The sequence below is a fragment of the Ruegeria sp. AB5 genome (assembly GCF_056542645.1).
Map to the genome: position 1 here is coordinate 109040 of NZ_JBQGAE010000004.1, position 17180 is coordinate 126219.

At 57.0% G+C, this 17180-nt stretch carries 18 protein-coding genes; 10 read left to right on the forward strand and 8 right to left on the reverse strand.

All coding sequences use genetic code 11. The features are described 5' to 3' along the window. Positions 1 to 10: 10 nt before the first annotated feature. Positions 11 to 1705, reverse strand: a complete 1695-nt coding sequence (locus ACR0L4_RS09755; protein ID WP_480512545.1) for an adenylate/guanylate cyclase domain-containing protein — start codon at positions 1703 to 1705, stop codon at positions 11 to 13. A gap of 100 nt (positions 1706 to 1805) precedes the next feature. Beyond that, positions 1806 to 2747 (reverse strand): thioredoxin-disulfide reductase, encoded by a 942-nt coding sequence (gene trxB, locus ACR0L4_RS09760; RefSeq protein ID WP_480512547.1) that lies wholly within the window; start codon positions 2745 to 2747, stop codon positions 1806 to 1808. A gap of 224 nt (positions 2748 to 2971) precedes the next feature. Here trxB and ACR0L4_RS09765 point away from each other — a divergent pair, with 224 nt between their 5' ends. Further along, positions 2972 to 3472: an Lrp/AsnC family transcriptional regulator gene (locus ACR0L4_RS09765; protein ID WP_170750379.1), complete on the forward strand. Its 501-nt coding sequence runs from the start codon at positions 2972 to 2974 to the stop codon at positions 3470 to 3472. A gap of 117 nt (positions 3473 to 3589) precedes the next feature. On the opposite strand, the gene ACR0L4_RS09770 is transcribed toward ACR0L4_RS09765, so the two are convergent. The 4 genes from ACR0L4_RS09770 to lgt form a co-directional block, all read right to left on the reverse strand. Beyond that, positions 3590 to 4372, reverse strand: a complete 783-nt coding sequence (locus ACR0L4_RS09770; protein WP_480512549.1) for a Hint domain-containing protein — start codon at positions 4370 to 4372, stop codon at positions 3590 to 3592. Between the two features lie 725 nt (positions 4373 to 5097). Next, positions 5098 to 5856 (reverse strand): peptidoglycan editing factor PgeF, encoded by a 759-nt coding sequence (gene pgeF / locus ACR0L4_RS09775; protein ID WP_480512551.1) that lies wholly within the window; start codon positions 5854 to 5856, stop codon positions 5098 to 5100. Next, positions 5853 to 6920: a class I SAM-dependent methyltransferase gene (locus tag ACR0L4_RS09780; RefSeq protein WP_480512553.1), complete on the reverse strand. Its 1068-nt coding sequence runs from the start codon at positions 6918 to 6920 to the stop codon at positions 5853 to 5855. Before ACR0L4_RS09780 ends, pgeF begins: the two co-directional genes overlap by 4 nt. Beyond that, the gene (lgt, locus tag ACR0L4_RS09785) at positions 6917 to 7804 is read right to left on the reverse strand and encodes a prolipoprotein diacylglyceryl transferase (RefSeq protein ID WP_480512555.1); all 888 of its coding nucleotides are present in this window, start codon (positions 7802 to 7804) and stop codon (positions 6917 to 6919) included. The genes ACR0L4_RS09780 and lgt overlap by 4 nt, the downstream gene beginning before the upstream one ends. A 97-nt stretch (positions 7805 to 7901) precedes the next feature. Between lgt and ACR0L4_RS09790 the strand changes: the two genes are divergently transcribed. The 5 genes from ACR0L4_RS09790 to ACR0L4_RS09810 all read left to right on the forward strand — a co-directional run bounded on the left by ACR0L4_RS09790 (position 7902) and on the right by ACR0L4_RS09810 (position 11097). Continuing rightward, complete coding sequence (locus tag ACR0L4_RS09790) at positions 7902 to 8150, forward strand: accessory factor UbiK family protein (protein ID WP_120632035.1); 249 nt, start codon at positions 7902 to 7904, stop codon at positions 8148 to 8150. Between the two features lie 310 nt (positions 8151 to 8460). Continuing rightward, the gene (locus tag ACR0L4_RS09795) at positions 8461 to 8961 is read left to right on the forward strand and encodes a YbjN domain-containing protein (RefSeq protein ID WP_170750384.1); all 501 of its coding nucleotides are present in this window, start codon (positions 8461 to 8463) and stop codon (positions 8959 to 8961) included. A gap of 39 nt (positions 8962 to 9000) precedes the next feature. Beyond that, positions 9001 to 9816, forward strand: a complete 816-nt coding sequence (gene proC, locus ACR0L4_RS09800; protein ID WP_170750385.1) for a pyrroline-5-carboxylate reductase — start codon at positions 9001 to 9003, stop codon at positions 9814 to 9816. Continuing rightward, positions 9809 to 10147 carry a tRNA-binding protein gene (locus ACR0L4_RS09805; RefSeq protein ID WP_480512557.1) on the forward strand — a complete coding sequence of 113 codons (339 nt, stop codon included), beginning with the start codon at positions 9809 to 9811 and terminating at the stop codon, positions 10145 to 10147. Before proC ends, ACR0L4_RS09805 begins: the two co-directional genes overlap by 8 nt. After that, the gene (locus tag ACR0L4_RS09810) at positions 10147 to 11097 is read left to right on the forward strand and encodes a 2-hydroxyacid dehydrogenase (protein WP_480512559.1); all 951 of its coding nucleotides are present in this window, start codon (positions 10147 to 10149) and stop codon (positions 11095 to 11097) included. Before ACR0L4_RS09805 ends, ACR0L4_RS09810 begins: the two co-directional genes overlap by 1 nt. On the opposite strand, the gene ACR0L4_RS09815 is transcribed toward ACR0L4_RS09810, so the two are convergent. Continuing rightward, complete coding sequence (locus ACR0L4_RS09815; protein ID WP_480512561.1) at positions 11094 to 11672, reverse strand: thymidine kinase; 579 nt, start codon at positions 11670 to 11672, stop codon at positions 11094 to 11096. The genes ACR0L4_RS09810 and ACR0L4_RS09815 overlap by 4 nt on opposite strands. A 358-nt stretch (positions 11673 to 12030) precedes the next feature. On the opposite strand from ACR0L4_RS09815, the gene ACR0L4_RS09820 reads away from it, so the two are divergent. Together ACR0L4_RS09820 and ACR0L4_RS09825 are read left to right on the forward strand one after the other, a co-directional pair. Continuing rightward, the gene (locus ACR0L4_RS09820) at positions 12031 to 12492 is read left to right on the forward strand and encodes a hypothetical protein (RefSeq protein ID WP_170750682.1); all 462 of its coding nucleotides are present in this window, start codon (positions 12031 to 12033) and stop codon (positions 12490 to 12492) included. A 72-nt stretch (positions 12493 to 12564) separates the two neighbouring features. Continuing rightward, complete coding sequence (locus ACR0L4_RS09825; RefSeq protein WP_480512563.1) at positions 12565 to 14352, forward strand: hypothetical protein; 1788 nt, start codon at positions 12565 to 12567, stop codon at positions 14350 to 14352. Between the two features lie 25 nt (positions 14353 to 14377). Here the strand turns inward: ACR0L4_RS09825 and ACR0L4_RS09830 are convergent, their stop codons facing one another. Beyond that, positions 14378 to 15502: a beta-ketoacyl-ACP synthase III gene (locus ACR0L4_RS09830; protein ID WP_480512565.1), complete on the reverse strand. Its 1125-nt coding sequence runs from the start codon at positions 15500 to 15502 to the stop codon at positions 14378 to 14380. A 168-nt stretch (positions 15503 to 15670) separates the two neighbouring features. On the opposite strand from ACR0L4_RS09830, the gene ACR0L4_RS09835 reads away from it, so the two are divergent. Both ACR0L4_RS09835 and ACR0L4_RS09840 read left to right on the forward strand, forming a co-directional pair. Then, on the forward strand, positions 15671 to 16138 hold the full coding sequence (locus ACR0L4_RS09835) for a MarR family winged helix-turn-helix transcriptional regulator (protein WP_480512567.1): 468 nt from the start codon (positions 15671 to 15673) through the stop codon (positions 16136 to 16138). Next, positions 16135 to 17172 carry an efflux RND transporter periplasmic adaptor subunit gene (locus tag ACR0L4_RS09840; RefSeq protein WP_480512569.1) on the forward strand — a complete coding sequence of 346 codons (1038 nt, stop codon included), beginning with the start codon at positions 16135 to 16137 and terminating at the stop codon, positions 17170 to 17172. Before ACR0L4_RS09835 ends, ACR0L4_RS09840 begins: the two co-directional genes overlap by 4 nt. The last annotated feature ends 8 nt before the right edge of the window (positions 17173 to 17180 follow it).

Consider the following 17180-nt stretch of genomic DNA (forward strand, 5'->3'; position numbering starts at 1 on the left):
TTGGTGTATTTCAGGTGTCACGAGTATAAGTGTTCTTGTCTTCCGGACTGTGGTCAAGCTCGGATGCCCGGGCCACGGGCAAGGCGGGAACCGGCTGAGCGACCCCGCGCAACTGGAACTGCTGGATACGGTCTTGGGGCACTTGCATACCAGCGGCCTTGAGCAACTCTTTCGACACGACAAGCTCGACGCCCAGGGATTTTGTCTCGGCCTCTAGGCGGCTCGCAACATTGACCGCATCGCCAATGATGGTTTGTGCGGCGTTGCCGGCAGCCCCGATTTCGCCAAGAACAAGGTCGCCCAGATGCAGACCCATGCCGATGCGGATATCCGGACTGTTTTCCGAGGCAAGCTGTCGGTTGAACTGGTTCAATGCGCGACTGATGTCGATCGCGGCTTTCAGGCCAGAGCGGGCTGATTTCTGTGCGTCGGCCCTATCGAAGACCGCGAGTAGACCGTCGCCCATGTATTTGTCCACAACCCCGCCCTGATCGACTATCGCAGGGACGATTGCATCAAAAAACCGGTTCAGAAGAAACACGATGTCATAGGGCAACTGCCCCGTTGTCCGGGCCGTAAAGCCGCGCATGTCCAAAAACAGAACCGCAAGCTTGCGCTCACGCCCCTGACTGGCATGCGCCCGGTCCCGTTTGCCATCTGGCCGGAACACACGGAATACCTTGACGGGTTCTGTGGGGCGCACCTGGCACGCCAGGCGGGTATGGGGCGACGCACGGACAGCAGCGAGGCTGCGGGCTTCGATGTCGCTGGGCGGCGGCAGGTGATCTCCACCGTCTTCGACAATCACGCGGCATGTGGTGCAGCGCCCTTTGCCACCGCACAGCGCGGCATGCGGAATCCCGTTGGTCTGCGACATCTCAAGCAGCGTCATGCCCTTTTCCGCAAATACCTCCGGGCCTCGGGCATATGTGACCCTGACGGAATGCCTGCGACGCCACAGTTTACGACCGATGTAAATCACGGCGGTCGCCCCAAGCGCGGCCCAGAAAGCCAACAGCGCGTTGTCTTTGATGCTGAACATGGTCTGAAACGCTTCGGGCGAAGGCCAGTTGTAGTGCTCGATATACTGTTCGCGCAGAAATTCGTCGGAGAAATCGGACCAGATCCTGCGGCCTTCGGTCAACACTCCGGCCAAAGCGAATGAGGGCACGAACACCGCCAGTCCAATCAGATAGGGCACGGTTCTGGGCCACCAATTCGTCAACCGCAGCCACATATGCAGCCCGATACACCCGTGAATCCAGACTATCAGCAACAGTAGGCTTTGCATCCAAACTGCGGTGCTGGGCCACATCAGCACGATGATATAACCCATTTCATCGTTTACACCGTAGATCTCGTGTGCATAGCGCGTGTGAATGATATGCGAGATCAACTGGATCGGGATCAGCAATCCAAGCACAATCTGCAAGGCGGAACTGAAGGGCATGCGCAGCGTGCGCCTTTGCACGATCGAGGTCAGCGCCAGACCGGCATGCAAAATCAATGCGAGGTACAGAACCACGCTCATGGCGTTGTGGCGCGTTACGGCCTTTCGTCCATCCTGCATGCCATGCAGATAGTCGGTGTGAAACAGACCCAGGCCGATATTGATGAAGTGGAAAAAGGCAAAGACAAAAAGGACCAGCCCGCTGCCGATCCGAAGCCGGGTTGCCCACCCGCCACGCCAAAGAGCGTTGTCCATCGCGACCACGCGCCACCCCTTTGTTTTGCCCGAGTGTGTCGCCGCGACAGGGCCGGGTCAAGCAAGGTTCATCACCGCAGCTTGACCCATGGTCCTGGCTTTAGCCCTGTTCGGCGAGGAAACGCTCGGCATCCAGTGCGGCCATGCATCCCATCCCGGCGCTGGTGACCGCCTGACGGTATATGTGATCCGTCAGATCTCCCGCGGCAAACACACCGGGTACTGAGGTAACGGTCGAACCCGGCTGGGTCACGACATAGCCGCCCATATGGGTTTCGAGCGTGTCCTTGACCAGTTCATTGGCAGGGGCGTGGCCGATGGCGACAAAGACGCCTTTGCACGGAATCTCGGTGATCTCGCCGGTCTTGACGTTCTTGACGCGTACACCTTCGACACCCAGAGGGGCGTCGGTGCCGATCACTTCTTCCAGTTCATGGAACCAGAGCGGTTCGATCTTTTCGTTCTTGAGCAGCCGGTCCTGCAGTATCTTCTCGGCGCGCAATTCATCGCGGCGGTGGATCAGGGTGACCTTGCTTGCAAAGTTGGTCAGGAACAGAGCTTCTTCCACGGCCGTGTTGCCACCACCGATCACGACGATTTCCTGTCCACGATAGAAGAACCCATCGCAGGTTGCGCAGGCCGAGACACCGAAACCCTTGAACTTTTCTTCTGACGGCAGACCGAGCCACTTGGCGCGCGCACCGGTGGCCAGAATGACGGCATCGGCGGTATAGGTGGCGCCGCTGTCGCCTTTGGCCGTGAAGGGGCGTTGGCTGAGGTCCAGATCGCTGATGATGTCGCCGATGACTTCACATCCCATCGCCTTGGTATGGTCTTGCATGCGGATCATCAAGTCCGGCCCTTGCACTTCGGTATCCCCGGGCCAGTTTTCGACCTCAGTTGTTGTGGTCAACTGTCCGCCGGGTTCGATCCCCTGCACCAGAATGGGCTCCAGCATTGCGCGGCTGGCATAGACGCCGGCTGTATACCCTGCGGGTCCCGACCCGATGATCAGAACCTTGGTGTGTCGTGTGTCGGCCATGGTACCCCCGCTCGAACTGCCTGCATCGGGCGTTTGCCCGTCGCAACGATATAGCGATAGGCGCACAAGGCTTAAAGCCCCTTCCTGCGCCGGACCTGCTATGCGCTTCCGGCATGGAGCCAACCGCCTATGCGATTTGAAAACAAAGAATATTGCGCATGCACGAAACAATATTGCGCGCGGCCCGGGTGCTGATATAAGAACCGAAAAATCAGGAGCATTTTATGGTCACGACTCGGCTGGATGAGATTGATCGCAAGATTCTGGCGGAACTGCAGGCAGATGGTCGTATGACCAATGTGGAATTGGCCAAACGGGTCGGAATTTCGGCACCCCCCTGCTTGCGTCGGGTGCGCACCTTGGAAGAGGCCGGTTACATCACGGGCTACCATGCCGAGGTAAACGCGCGAGAACTCGGTTTCGAAGTGCAGGTATTTGCAATGGTCGGGTTGGACAGTCAGGCCGAATCAGAGCTGAGCGCGTTCGAGGAACGATGCCGGGATTGGCCTCTGGTCCGTGAATGCCACATGCTGAATGGTGAGGTCGACTTTATGCTCAAATGTGTCGCGCCGGACCTCAGCAGTTTTCAACAGTTTCTGACGGGTGACCTGCTGACCACGCCAAACGTGGCCAGCGTCAAGACATCGCTTGTTATCCGCGGCGCAAAAGACGAACCAGGCGTGCCATTCGACGTTCTGGAAGACCGAATGAACCGGTCGGCATAAGCCAGATACGCGGTGCGTTTGTTGGGCATGGCGGCAACACGGCCGCCACCGCCAGGGTCAAAACCCATCCAAGTAAAATCTGCATAAAGCCCCCACTTCGCAGTACTGATTAACAACTCAGGCCGTGATCGCGTCGATCTCTCCATCTCCGGCGCGCGGCATGAGCAACGGGCCAAAATCGTTCAGCGACTCAATGTGAGCGAACAGATTAAGATAGATCGACCGAAGAGAATGGCTGATCATTCGAACCGCATTAACACCTGGATGATAGGTTTCAAAAGGTAATCCATCGACACGGATAACCGAATGCTTTCTGAGGCAAATATGAAACAATTCGACCGGCGTCGGCGGCATTGTTTCAATTACACCCATCCCATCCTGAAACTCTGACACAGGTGTCAGAATCGGTGACGCTCCGTGCAGGTGTCGCAGATGCGCGGGGGTGCCTACCAACCGCGCTGCTGGCCCGGCAATGACACCAGACATTGGTTTTTGCATGCCAAACGTATCCGCCATGATCCGGGTCAGTGGACGCGTGCGCCCCCGTGAATCTTCGCGGCCCGGAACCAGAGTGACAGAGCCTTTCCATAAAACCGTTTCCGATGTGCCATCCTGCGTCAGAACAGTGTCGCCGGGCAGCAGATCTTCGATCGCCATCGGCCCCTGTTCCGTTTCCACCAGCGATCCGCGTGAGAAGGCGCAGAAGGCGTCCTCGAACATCGGCAGCGCGGGCGCAATGTGGCGGGTTTGCACAACGTCTCCGTTTTTCAGCAAGGTGCTGACCTCGTAGCGTCGCAGCTGCGCTTTCTTCTTTGTCGTTGGTCGAGGTGCGTCGCGCAGCAAAGCCGACGTCTCGATGGCATTTCTGGCAGCACGTGCCAGTGAATTTGGAATAGTCATTCGTATTCCGTCCCCTTTAAAACCAGAACAGGAGGGGCGTACCCCCATGCAGGCCCGCCTGTTGGTTCGGTTCTTTGTCTTGAAACAAACGGGTAACCCCTGGGCGCTGGTGGTAGCAGCAGCGCGCAGCGAAGAAATATCGCATTCCATTGGTCAACCATTGACCCCCCAAGACAAACTCGTACTACGCGGGCCTGAATTGCCCGCAAACACGCTCTGAAACATAGGCGCGGTAGACCGCACTCCACGCGCAACAGGCCAGAGCAGCACCCGGTGCGCGTTGCCCACTTGGAACCGGCAGCTTGGTTCCGTGGGGTTTCTGTTTTCAGCGCCGCGCCGCCAACCGACGGGCAACCCTGACAGAATGGCTAGAAACTCGCTTCCATGGCATTTCCAGTTTCTGGTCTTGCGCGGCTGCAACGACCGCGCTGAGAAAGCGAGATTTCTGTTTCATTTTTGGTCCTGCTCGATCTTAGGGCTGTGCCCTTTTTCGGTTTGTAACCCTAATGTGACGCTGGTTTGCGGCAGGGATAAGGCTTAACCGGGATCAAATGCGGACTTTAAAATGAAGGTGGCAGACCCTCCTGATTGGGGTGCCAGCATTCACATGTCTGGAAGTCAGATAACCATCTGAGGACTGGCACAAAATTCACAACGATTCTGCTTTCCATAAACACAACAAATGTGGCGGAAAGGTGGCGAATCTGCCTTATTCTGGTCCGGATTTATAATCTGATGGTTGAAATCAGGCGTCCGTAGTCAGCTTCTTTTGCGTGCGTCGCGCGACGGTACGAATAAAAGCGATCCGGGTCCGAATAGGTGCAATGCCGGGTCCATTCGGCCTGCCCGATCTTTGCTTGGCGCAACTTGTGAAGGCCAAAGGCTGGCAGGTCAAACTGCAACCGATCGCCGTGCCCGTTCGCAAAGAACCGGCTGTTTTCTGTTGAATCCGCCATGAATTCGTCCAGAAACTCGGGTCCGACTTCATATGCGGTCTGAGAGATCGAAGGCCCAATCACCGCCCGCGTGTTTTCGCGCTTGGCACCCAGTGCCTCCATCGCGTCCAACGTGGCCTCCAGAACGCCGTCCAGCGCACCGCGCCACCCGGCATGCGCCGCGCCGATCACATGCGCGTCAGGGTCACAAAACAGGACAGGTTGGCAATCTGCGGTCAGAATCGTCAGCGCCAATCCCGGCGTTGCCGTAACCAGCGCGTCTGCCCTTGGTCTGTCGCCTTCGATCGGAGCATCCACTGTCACGACAGTCGGAGAATGGATTTGATGTATACCGACCAATGCCTCGGGCTCGACATCCATCGCGTCGGCCACCCTTTTACGGTTCAGCGCGACGATCTCGGTCTGATCCGAGGAGCCATACCCGCAGTTCAACCCGGCAAAGATGCCCGAGGACGCACCTCCTCGACGGCTGAAAAAGCCGTGGCGAACAGGGGACAGAATATCAGAAGTGAGAATTTCCAATGTCATGGTTCAAGTCCCGGTGGTGGCGCGGCGTGCGAGGGAAAGAGGCCCAGCACTTTGAACAGGTTTCCCATTTCATCAGGATGCGTCAACCGGCGATGTGAGGCGATCAACTGATCAAGCTTGGATTCGCCTGCCGCTTTGGCCAGGGCCTTGGCGCGGGCGGTTATTCCCAACCGCTCAAGAAAAACGCCCTGCGGTGTCAGTTTTGTATGAGCGCAGCCCACGGAACGGGCTTCGGTGGCCAGCGGCTCAAAGTCCACATGCGCTGTCAAATCTGCCTGCCCGGGGGCATCCAGCGGGTCAGATTGTTTGTGTGATTTCAAGGCCTGAAACGTGTCGCCCAGCGAATGCCAGTCGCCATAGTCGATAATCAACGCCATGCCACCACGAGATGCTATCCGCCCGGCAATGAAGGTTGTGACCGGGATTGCGGCTGCGCACAATTCAACCAGATCGCCATCAGTGGTGTCGTTCAACCGATCATCCAGTGCCACCTGCGGGGTGCTCGGCCCAAGGCCGAAAGTCAATTTGTCCTCTGTGACGCCGATCAGACGCTCGCGCCACGCGGCCCCATTGCGGATGAACTGGCGAATGGGCAGAGCGTCAAAGAACTCGTTGGCGACCAAGAACAAAGGCCGATCTGGCAAATCTGAGGCGCTTTTGATCCATCGGAGTGCATACCCGTCCAAAGTTTCTGACTGAACCTGCCGCAGCGCGGGCGAGGCTTCCAACAGGCAGAGGTCCATCGCCTCATGAAATCCCGGAATCTGCCGCGTTGCACGCAGGGCGTCAGACATGAGCGTTCCACGCCCGGGGCCAAACTCGGCCAGCGTAAACGAGGAGGGGCTGCCCTGATCTATCCAACATTGCGCCAGCGCGAGGCCGATCAATTCGCCAAACATCTGACTGACCTCTGGCGCGGTGACAAAATCGCCCTTGATGCCAAGCGGGTCGCGCGTGCTGTAATATCCCAGTGTCGGATGCAGCAGGCATTCTGTCATGTAGTCGGCCACACTCATCGGGCCGTCCTGCCGTATACGTGCAATCAGAAGGTCGGTCAGGCTCATGCCGGTCGCTGCGCGCGCAGCGCAAACCAAAGGCCGAGCGCGATCATGGGCAGACACAACACCTGGCCCATGGTCAACCCGTACCCGCCAATTTGCCAGGCCAGTCCCAACGGATTTCCGGCTGAGATGAACTGCGCATCCGGCTGGCGGAAGAATTCAACAAGGAATCGCGATGCGCCATATCCGGCCAGAAACAGGCCCATGACCAAACCGGGTTTGCGGAATGCGCCGCGGCGATAGACCAACCACAGCAGGATGGCACCCAGCAAAATGCCCTCCAAAGCAGCCTCATAGAGCTGCGACGGATGGCGTGCGCACATGCCGGCCACCACCCCGGGGCAATCCTGCGCAGCGAAGCCGGGGAAGATGACGGCCCACGGCACGTCGCTTGGCCGACCCCAAAGCTCGGCATTGATGAAGTTGGCCAGCCGTCCCAAAAGCAGGCCGGGCGGCACCGTATAGGCCACAAGATCGCCCAGCGACAGAATTCGGATTTTGTGGCGACGACCATAAAGGTAAGAGGCAAGGATAACGCCCAGCAGTCCCCCATGAAAGGCCATGCCACCCTGCCAGACTTTCAGAATGTCCAATGGGTGCGACAGGTAGTAAGCGGGTTGATAGAACAGCACAAACCCAAGCCGTCCACCTAGGATGACGCCGACAATGATCCAGGTCAGCAGGTCGTCCAACTGGTCGGGCTTCATGGGTGGCGTATCGTGGGGCCACAAGACCGGTCGCCGCAAGGCCATCACCGCAAGACGCCAGGCAATCAGGATGCCCGCGATATAAGCCAGTGCGTACCACCGCAAGGCGAACTCCATCCCGAACACAGAGATCGAGAACAGTTCGGGTGACAGATCGGGGAAATTCAGAACAGCCTGCATGTGCGTCTCATTGCCCGGGGATCACAGGACAAGTCAACCTTGAGCCCGGGCCTTTCTTTCCCCATATAAGGCAGAACCGCTTATTCGGAGAAAAACCATGCAAACCCGCAACAAGATCCTCGACGATGTTTCTCAGCTGATGACCAATGCCATGGGCGTTGCACAGGGCGCGCGGGAAGAAGCCGAGAACGCCATGAAATCGATGGTGGACCGCTGGTTGGCCGACCGTGATTTTGTCACGCGCGAAGAATTCGATGCAGTGCGTGCCATGGCTCAGAAAGCCCGCGAAGAAAACGCTGCGCTTGAGGCACGGATCGCCGCGCTTGAGGCGAAACTGGACAAATAAAGTCCGAATCCAGATTTTCCACGCAGGATTAACGCCGCGCAATCCGAGGTTGGATTGTGCGGTGATGTGTATCTTGCCGCCTTGCAGAATTTAATCAAGACAAAGCTGCGTCGAACGCCAATATTTTGACCTCCGTTGCCGACTGTCCTCAACTTATTGCTGTTATCCCCAAGAAATAGGGTTGCCAGAAGGATTCTTGCGGCGCACCATATTTAGTACAGGCCCACGGGGGAAGCCCGGCTTGTAGAGCAGTCAACTAGCGCTGGGGCGCTGCCAGTCCCAAAATGCTAGAGATTAGTGAGGTGGCATTATGGCCCTTTCCGAGCAGTTTCTCGAAGAAGACCTTCATCCGATCGACATAGTTGAACATCTGGCCGAACATCACGACTGGGATTTTGACCGTATCGGCGACGATCAGATTGCCATGGCCGTTGAAGGTCAGTGGCGGACCTATTCGATTACGCTCGCTTGGTCGAACTATGACGAAACGCTGCGTATGGTGTGTTCCTTCGAGATGGAGCCGCCGTCCGAACGCGAAAGTGAGCTGTATGAGCTGCTGAACAAGATGAATGATCAGTGCTGGGCGGGGGCTTTCACTTATTGGGCGAACCAGAAGCTGATGGTCTATCGCTACGGTCTGGTTCTGGCGGGCGGCCAGACAGCCAGCCCGGACCAGATTGACACGATGATCACCGCCGCTGTGATGAGCGCCGAGCGCTACTACCCGGCGATTCAACTGGTCACTTGGGGCAATCGCGACCCGGAAGACGCGATGCAGGTTGCCATTGCAGAGGCCTACGGCCGGGCGTAAAGCTTTGCCCCAAACCGGTGATTGAGGGGAGGGGCACAGATGGACATGTCACGCGTGGCCGAGCAGGGCCTGGTGCTGTTGGGATGCGGAAAGATGGGGTCCGCGATGTTGGCGGGTTGGCTGGATCACGGCCTGCCCGCCGCATCCGTTTGGGTGATTGATCCTTACCCGTCTGACTGGCTGAAAGCGCAGGGCGTCAATATCAACACCCCGTTGCCCGAAGCACCCGCCGTTGTGCTGGTTGCTGTTAAACCGCAGATGATGGGCGCGGCTCTGCCCGCAATTCAGGCGTTGGGCGGCGGCGGTAGCCTGTTTGTATCGGTCGCGGCGGGCACGTCTATTGCCACATTTGAGGATGTCCTGGGCGCGGGTACCCCGATCGTGCGGGCGATGCCGAACACGCCAGCGGCAATTCGTCAGGGCATCACCGCGATGATTGGCAATTCACAGGTGTCCGAAGAAGGCTTGGAGCTTGCCGAAAACCTTCTTTCAGCCATTGGTGAAACCGTGCGTCTGACGGATGAGACGCAGATCGATGCCGTCACCGGCGTAAGTGGTTCCGGTCCGGCTTATGTTTTTCACCTGATAGAAACGCTGGCCGCTGCCGGCGAGGCGCAAGGCCTGCCGCATGACCTGGCGATGAAACTGGCGAAGTCCACGGTCGCCGGGGCAGGCGCTCTGGCCGTTGCTGCGGAGGACGACCCCTCGCAGTTGCGGGTCAATGTAACATCACCCAACGGCACGACCCAGGCCGCACTTGAGGTTCTGATGCATGAGGCCGAAGGTTTTCCTGACCTGTTGCACAGGGCCGTCAAGGCTGCGACAGATCGTTCAAAGGAGCTGTCTCGTGAGTGAGATTTCATTCGATGACTTTCTGAAGGTCGACATCCGCGTTGGCGAGATCGTCCGCGCCGAACCATACCCCGAGGCGCGCAAACCCGCGATCAAGATGTGGATCGATTTCGGGGATGAGATCGGCGAACGTAAAACTTCGGCCCAGATCACGGCGCACTACGAACCGTCCGCGCTGATCGGCAAGCAGGTGTTGGCGGTTGTCAATTTTCCACCACGCCAGATCGGCAAATTCATGTCCGAGGTTTTGGTTCTGGGCCTGCCCGATGAAAACGGCGAGATCGTGCTGATTGGCCCCGACGGTAAAGTTCCGTTGGGCGGGCGGATGCACTGATGAAACTGTGGATCACACGCCCCATGACGCCAGCTGTCGAGGCCCGGGCCGCTGCAGAGTTTGATGTCGACATTCGTCCGTCGACCGAACCGCTATCGCTGGATGAGATGAAACGCGCCCTGACAGAATTCGATGTGGTCGTACCGACTTTGGGCGACCAGTTCTCGGCGGCGGTGTTTGCGGATGTGCCAGCGCCGCGTTGCAAGTTGCTGGCCAATTTTGGTGTCGGCTACAACCATATCGATGTCGACGTCGCGCGGGCTTCGGGTGTCGCTGTCACCAACACGCCGGGCGCGGTCACGGATGCCACCGCCGATATAGCCATGACGCTGCTATTGTCCACGGCACGGCGCGCGGGTGAAGGTGAGCGACTGGTTCGTTCCAACGCATGGCAAGGTTGGCACCCAACGCAAATGCTGGGGCACCATGTCACCGGCAAACGGGTCGGGATCGTTGGAATGGGTCGCATTGGTCAGGCTATTGCCCGACGCTGCCATTTCGGGTTTGGAATGCAGATCGCCTACCAATCCCGCAGCGCCAAACAACTGGATTTCCAAGCGAATTTTACCCCGAATCTGCCTGAGCTTGCGGCGTCTGTGGATTTTCTGATCCTGGCTGTTCCGGGTGGGGCAGAGACGCGTCATCTAATCAATGCGTCAATACTGGAGGCCATGAACCCCAACGCTATTTTGGTGAATATCGCGCGCGGCGAAGTCGTGGACGAAACCGCCCTGATCGGTGCGCTTCAAGCCGGTCAAATTGCTGGTGCCGGACTGGACGTCTACGAGTTCGAACCTGCTGTACCTCAAGCGTTGCTAGAAATGAATACCGTCACCCTGCTACCGCATCTGGGGACAGCAACCGAAGAGGTGCGGACCAGTATGGGGCATATGGCATTGGACAATGTCGCGGCCTTTGTCGCAGGTCGGGATTTGCCCAACCGGGTCTAGTCTCCGACCGCTTCGCGCCAGTGCTTGCGGCAGAGCGATACATAGCTCTCGTTCCCGCCAATCTGGACCTGAGCGCCTTGGGTGATGGCATTGCCAGTCTCATCCTGGCGAATCACCATCGTGGCCTTGCGTCCGCATTTGCAGATGGTGCGTACTTCTCGCATCTCATCCGCCAGCGCCAGCAGGGCCGCTGAACCGGGGAACAGTTTGCCCTGAAAATCTACCCGCAGTCCATATGCCAGAATTGGCAGGTTCAGGTCATCTACGACACGAGCCAACTGCCAGACCTGATCTTCCGAAAGGAACTGTGCCTCATCAACAAAAACACAGGCAACGCGTCCGCGTTCGAGTCGGGTTTCGATCATGGCAAATACGTCATCATCGGGGCGAAACGTATCTGCCTGTTCCGAGATACCGATGCGTGACGCGATGCGACCCGTTCCAGCGCGGCCGTCCACCGCAGCGGTCATCAGATACGTGTCCATGCCACGCTCGCGATAGTTGTGCGAGGCTTGCAACAGTACGGTCGATTTGCCCGCATTCATTGTCGAATAGTTAAAGTACAGCTTTGCCATGCGGCGGGTCTAAAGCGCCCGGCTCAAACGAACAAGGCATTAGTCCTTCAAGGGGAAGCGACGTCGCCGTTGCCGTTGCAGAGGCCGAGCAGATGCTCTTTGGGGATGGAACCCCCGCTTTTGCAACGGCGACGCCGTCGGTCATCATGTGACCAAAACGGAGTGAGGCTTAGCAATACCGCCTCACGATCACTCATTACCGGCATAGAACTGCCGCCACTCACTCACAAAACCCCCGCATATCTGAGGGATAGCCAATATATGACATTTCAATTATGACTCTGTTATGGGAAATTTCCTGACGCTTTCCCCCAAATGGACAATTGGGGCAGCGGGTGCAGGCAACAAAGGTAAAGCAATGGCAGATATCGGGGCCTATCTGAAGAAACACACCGAAGCTTTGGTGAAAGATGTGGGGATAGAGGCCGCTTGTGAGATCACGGGCAAATCCAAGGCGACTCTGGGTCGGTATTATTCAGACAATGCCGAGCATTCGGACCGGTTTATGCCCGTTGACGCGGTCGCGCGACTAGAGAATGCAGCCAACTACCCGCATGTCACGTCTGCGCTTGCCGATCTGAAAAACATCACCTTGTCTTATACCAATCGAAATTCGGACCAACCCAGAACGGGTGGAGTGAATTCGGATGTTATTGCTCTCAGCCAACGGTTCGCGATGTTGATGACAGAGTATCAGGCGGCCATCGAAGACGGCATCATCACCGTGAACGAGGCCAAGCGATTGCTCAAGGAAACAAGCCTTTTGCAACAGGTTCTGATTGAGATGAAATTACATCTGGAAGAAGAAAGCGTAAGCTGACACGCTGTCCGGACAAGCCTGTGACTCAATCGTGCAGGTCTTTCAGGGCGAAACGGCTAAGAGCAGTATTTTATGAAGAATTCCCCAAATGCCTACCGGGTGCAGGCAGACGCTTTTGTGTGTCGCCTTGTTGTCGCTGGTTGTTTGGTGCTGACGATCTTAACAGCCCTGAGCACTTATGAAGGCCGAACGGATGACGTGATGCGCTGGGTGGTGGTCCGTGACCTGCTGAACGGACAGGGCTGGTTTGATCTGTATCAGCATCGTTTGGGTCCCGATGGCGGGACATTGATGCATTGGTCTCGTCTTGTTGATGCGCCGATTGCAGCGCTCTACTGGCTATTCGATCTGGTTTTACCTGCGCAAACCGCACTGCATCTCACAGCGATCATCTGGCCTGCCGGTCTGGCCGCATTGACCCTATGGGCCTTTACTGTCACCGGCGGAGCGTTGGGTGGGCGTCCGGGTGCGGTCTCGGCTTTGATCTTTGGTGCCTATGCCTTGGTGAATTCGAGGAAGTTCAACTATTTTTCCTTTGATCATCATGGCTATCAGATCATGCTATTCGCGGTTGCGCTGATGTTCTTTGTTTTGCGCAAAGACCGGCCGCGCGCGGGCATGTGGTTAGGCATATGCCTTGCGTTGTCGATGTCGATCGGGGCTGAATCCATGGTGCACACCGGATTGATCGGCGCGTTTTTCGCCGCAGATTGGGTGTTGTCCGGGAAGCAGGCCCGCCAGCGGTTGATCGAGTTTGGTTCCGCAATTGCTGCGACACTTCTGTTGGCAAGCCTCGCGACAACGTCAAGAGAGAGCTTTTTCTTCGCCGGATGTGATGCGCTGACCCTTAGTATTGCGCTGCCGGCCGGTTTCGCAGGATTGGGCTTGGTCGCCTTGGCGGCTTTGGCGTCCCATCAGACCCTGTGGGTGCGCGCGCTCTGTTTTCTGGTTTTGGGTGGGCTGGTGTTTGCGGTGGCCCACAGATTTGCCCCACACTGTCTGGAAAATCCCATCGATCAGATGCCATTGGCGATGCGCGAGTTCTGGTTGAGCCAGATTACAGAAGCGCAGAACATTTTGATTTCGCTGCAGCGTCACAAAGGCGAAACGATATCGATGACGGTCATTTCCGGTATTGTGATTTTTGCAGGCTTGTTCTTCGCTCGAAATTCCGAGACCAGAATGGACTATCTTTTGTTGTCATGTCTGGTTTTGGCCAGTTTGGCTTTGTTTTACTATCAAATCCGGATGGTATCCTTCCTGACGATGTCTTTGGTGGCCATCCAGGCGCAGATGCTGCGGGTGATCTACCTGACATACAAATCAGATGGTCGGCATATTTTTGGTCTCTTGATGATCGTATTTCTGATTTTCATGTCACCGAAAACGGGGATCAAGATTGAACAATACTATCTTGCATGGCGGCAGCCCTCCGCCGAAGAGGGTGAGGACACTGAACCGCCAGTGACGATGAAGTACTGTGCGACGCAGTTTGCCTACGAACCGCTAAACGACTTGCCACCTGGGTTTGTCGTTTCCGGTTTGAACTTTGCCGGGAATTTCCTGCGTTTCACCCATCATTCGGTTCTTGGCGGGAACTATCACCGCAACGAAGCGGGCAATCTGGCGCAGATTGAGTTGTTCCGGTCCGACACGGCCGATATGGGCGCACATCTGGCCGCGCTTGGTGTGGACTACGTGATGATTTGTAAAAGGGCGTCGCGCGCAGACTACTGGGATTCTGTATCTGACGGTGAAGGGCTGCCAGCAGCGTTCATTGCGGGCACACTCCCTCACAATGTTGAAGAAATTCCCCGGCCTGAAGAAGAGGCGTTTCGGGTCTTTCGCGTGAACAGATAGTCTGACCCATTGACCGTTAAACGGATCAGGATTTTCGTTTCACGATCACGGATCCGACCGAATACCCGGCCCCGAACGAACAGATCAAACCGATATCGCCATCCTCAAGATCGTCCGAGTATTTCGAAAATGCGATAATGGACCCTGCGGAGGAGGTGTTGGCATAGTCCTGCAGGATGTTGGGTTGTTCACCCGGCTGGGGTACGCGCCCCAGGACTTTTTTTCCGATAAAGTCGTTCATTGTCTTGTTGGCTTGATGCAGCCACAGACGTTTCAGATCGTCACTGATGACACCTTCGGCCTCCATGTGATCTCCGATGTGCTGGCTGACCATGGGCAGCACCTCTTTGAACACTTTGCGTCCGTTTTGCATGAACTGCATGTCACGACGATCCACCATGCCATCAGGGCGCGAGCGACGCAGGAACCCGTTGTTATTGCGGATGTTGTTCGAAAACGCTGTCGCGCATCGGGTCGAGAGGATCTCGAAATGCGGGCCTTTGGCATCCTCGATCCGTTCGATCAGGGTCGCCGTTGCGACGTCTCCGAAAATAAAGTGACAGTCCCTGTCGCGCCACTCCAGATGACCCGAACAGATCTCGGGATTCACCACCAATGCCGCCCTGACCGAGCCGGACCGAACCATATCTGCGGCTGCCTGAATTCCAAACGTGGCCGAGGAACAGGCGACATTCATGTCAAATCCGAACCCGTTGATCCCCAACGCCTGTTGAATTTCGATGGCAATGGCCGGATAGGCGCGTTCGTGGTTCGAAGCCGCGCAGATCACCAGGTCGACATCCGCCGCTGTGCGGCCCGCCTGGGTCAGCGCTTTGGTGCAGGCATCAATGGCCATCTCGGTCATGATGCCGGGCTCGTCATCCGTGCGCTGACGCAGAGCGGGATACATGATGTCAGGATCCAATACGCCAGACTTGTCCATCACGTAACGGTTATTAATCCCCGAGGCTTTGACGATGAATTCTTCCGAAGAATGCTGCATCGGTTCCATCTCGCCGGTCGCGATGGCATCGGCATTTTGGGCGTTCATCTTGTCGGCATATGCATTGAATGCCTGTACCAGTTCGGCATTGGTAATGACATTCTCGGGTGTGAAAACACCGGTACCAGTGATGGCTGGGGTATACATTGTGGGTCCTGACGGGTTTTGGATTCGCCTAAAATGCAGTCACAATGCAGTTTGATCAAGGTATGTTGACCCAAGGGAACCAGCGTCTTTGCGTGAAATACAGCTTCACATCTTGAATAGTTCATAATTTGAAGTATATGGCCCCGGTGCCACATGCGGAGAATCCCAGTGACCGACGACATCACAACCAGACTTGGCCGCCTCAGCCCCGAAATACAGGCGATCATGGGCGTGTATGCGCTTTACTGGAAACTGGAAGAGACCTTTGAGACGATCGAGACAGATCTGAGCCATCCCGAATGCCATATGCTGATCAAACTGGATCAGCCCAAGCGGATGGGCGTTCTGGCGACTGATATGCTGAGCGTGCCGTCCACCATAACGGCGACCGCCGATGCTCTTGAGACGGCTGGCTATTTAAGGCGTGAACGTGACCCCGAAGATCGCCGGGCATGGCTCCTGGTGTTGACCGCACAGGGTGAAGAGGCCCGCAACATGTTGGTGGCCGAGGCCGGAGACCTGTTCCAAAGGGCCTCTGGTCTCAATCAGGAAGAAACCGCCGAATTCGCACGACTGGCGTGCAAAATCCGTAACAACGTTTTGAAAACGGGAATTCCCGAGGGATTGAAGAAATGAAACTCATAGCCTCTCTGGGCCTTGTTTTGGCCGTTCTGGCGACCCCGATCGCCGCTCAGGATACCCCAAAACCGGTAAAGCTGTTGCAAGTGCAGGAAACTTCCCCCGGTTTCACGCGGCAGTTCTTTGGCCGAGTTGCCGCGCGCCAGACTGTTGATCTGGCTTTTCAGGTTGCGGGTCAGATTCTCGAGATGCCCATCACCGAAGGTTTCGTCATCCCCAAGGACGGTCTGATTGCACGTCTGGATCAGGAGCCGTTCGAACTGAGGCTGGATCGCGCGCGGCTACAGAAAGAGCAGGCCGACCGGACCGTCGCACGTCTCTCCCGACTGCGAGGCACAACAGCAAGTCAGGTGGCGGTCGATGACGCGGAAACCGAGGCCCAACTGGCGGCGATTGCCCTGCGCGACGCAGAGTACGAATTGGAACACGCGACCCTGACCGCCCCATTTGACGCCCTGGTGTCCAGCCGCGCAGTCGAAGCCTTCACGACGGTATCGGCTGGCACCCCGATTGTGCGCATTCATGATATGTCGGAACTGCGCATCGAGGTGGATGTCCCCGAGATCCTGTTTCAACGCTCGGGGCAGAACGAAGATATCACAATCACCGCTAAGTTTCCCGCAAGTGACGAGGTTTTTCCTCTGGAGATTCGCGAATTCGACGCCGAAACCTCTAGCGTTGGGCAAACCTTCCGCATTCAGTTCGGCCTGACTCCGCCTGAGGGGCTGCAGATCCTGCCGGGGTCGTCGGTATCGGTCAACGTGCATGTCCGCGATGACAGAACCGGTATTGTTTTGCCTGCGTCGGCCATCGCTGCGGGTGCAGACGGAACATTGGGCGTCATGGTCTTTTCTCCGGCTGGCGCAGACGAAGGCACTGTGCGCCGTTCAACTGTGACCATTGAACCGACCCAGACCGGAGAGGTCCGGGTTCTGACAGGTTTGTCCGATGGCGATGAGATCGTCGTTGCGGGCGGTTCTGCGCTGACCGATGGTCAGACCGTGCGTCGCTTCACCGGCTTTTCGAATTGAGGGGCAGA

What these genes read in the sequence shown, in the direction of transcription:
- ACR0L4_RS09755 (WP_480512545.1), bottom strand. Translation starts at nt 1,705, where the DNA reads ATGGACAACGCTCTTTGGCGTGGCGGGTGGGCAACCCGGCTTCGGATC.
- trxB (WP_480512547.1), bottom strand. Translation starts at nt 2,747, where the DNA reads ATGGCCGACACACGACACACCAAGGTTCTGATCATCGGGTCGGGACCC.
- ACR0L4_RS09765 (WP_170750379.1), top strand. Translation starts at nt 2,972, where the DNA reads ATGGTCACGACTCGGCTGGATGAGATTGATCGCAAGATTCTGGCGGAA.
- ACR0L4_RS09770 (WP_480512549.1), bottom strand. Translation starts at nt 4,372, where the DNA reads ATGACTATTCCAAATTCACTGGCACGTGCTGCCAGAAATGCCATCGAG.
- pgeF (WP_480512551.1), bottom strand. Translation starts at nt 5,856, where the DNA reads ATGACATTGGAAATTCTCACTTCTGATATTCTGTCCCCTGTTCGCCAC.
- ACR0L4_RS09780 (WP_480512553.1), bottom strand. Translation starts at nt 6,920, where the DNA reads ATGAGCCTGACCGACCTTCTGATTGCACGTATACGGCAGGACGGCCCG.
- lgt (WP_480512555.1), bottom strand. Translation starts at nt 7,804, where the DNA reads ATGCAGGCTGTTCTGAATTTCCCCGATCTGTCACCCGAACTGTTCTCG.
- ACR0L4_RS09790 (WP_120632035.1), top strand. Translation starts at nt 7,902, where the DNA reads ATGCAAACCCGCAACAAGATCCTCGACGATGTTTCTCAGCTGATGACC.
- ACR0L4_RS09795 (WP_170750384.1), top strand. Translation starts at nt 8,461, where the DNA reads ATGGCCCTTTCCGAGCAGTTTCTCGAAGAAGACCTTCATCCGATCGAC.
- proC (WP_170750385.1), top strand. Translation starts at nt 9,001, where the DNA reads ATGGACATGTCACGCGTGGCCGAGCAGGGCCTGGTGCTGTTGGGATGC.
- ACR0L4_RS09810 (WP_480512559.1), top strand. Translation starts at nt 10,147, where the DNA reads ATGAAACTGTGGATCACACGCCCCATGACGCCAGCTGTCGAGGCCCGG.
- ACR0L4_RS09815 (WP_480512561.1), bottom strand. Translation starts at nt 11,672, where the DNA reads ATGGCAAAGCTGTACTTTAACTATTCGACAATGAATGCGGGCAAATCG.
- ACR0L4_RS09820 (WP_170750682.1), top strand. Translation starts at nt 12,031, where the DNA reads ATGGCAGATATCGGGGCCTATCTGAAGAAACACACCGAAGCTTTGGTG.
- ACR0L4_RS09825 (WP_480512563.1), top strand. Translation starts at nt 12,565, where the DNA reads ATGAAGAATTCCCCAAATGCCTACCGGGTGCAGGCAGACGCTTTTGTG.
- ACR0L4_RS09830 (WP_480512565.1), bottom strand. Translation starts at nt 15,502, where the DNA reads ATGTATACCCCAGCCATCACTGGTACCGGTGTTTTCACACCCGAGAAT.
- ACR0L4_RS09840 (WP_480512569.1), top strand. Translation starts at nt 16,135, where the DNA reads ATGAAACTCATAGCCTCTCTGGGCCTTGTTTTGGCCGTTCTGGCGACC.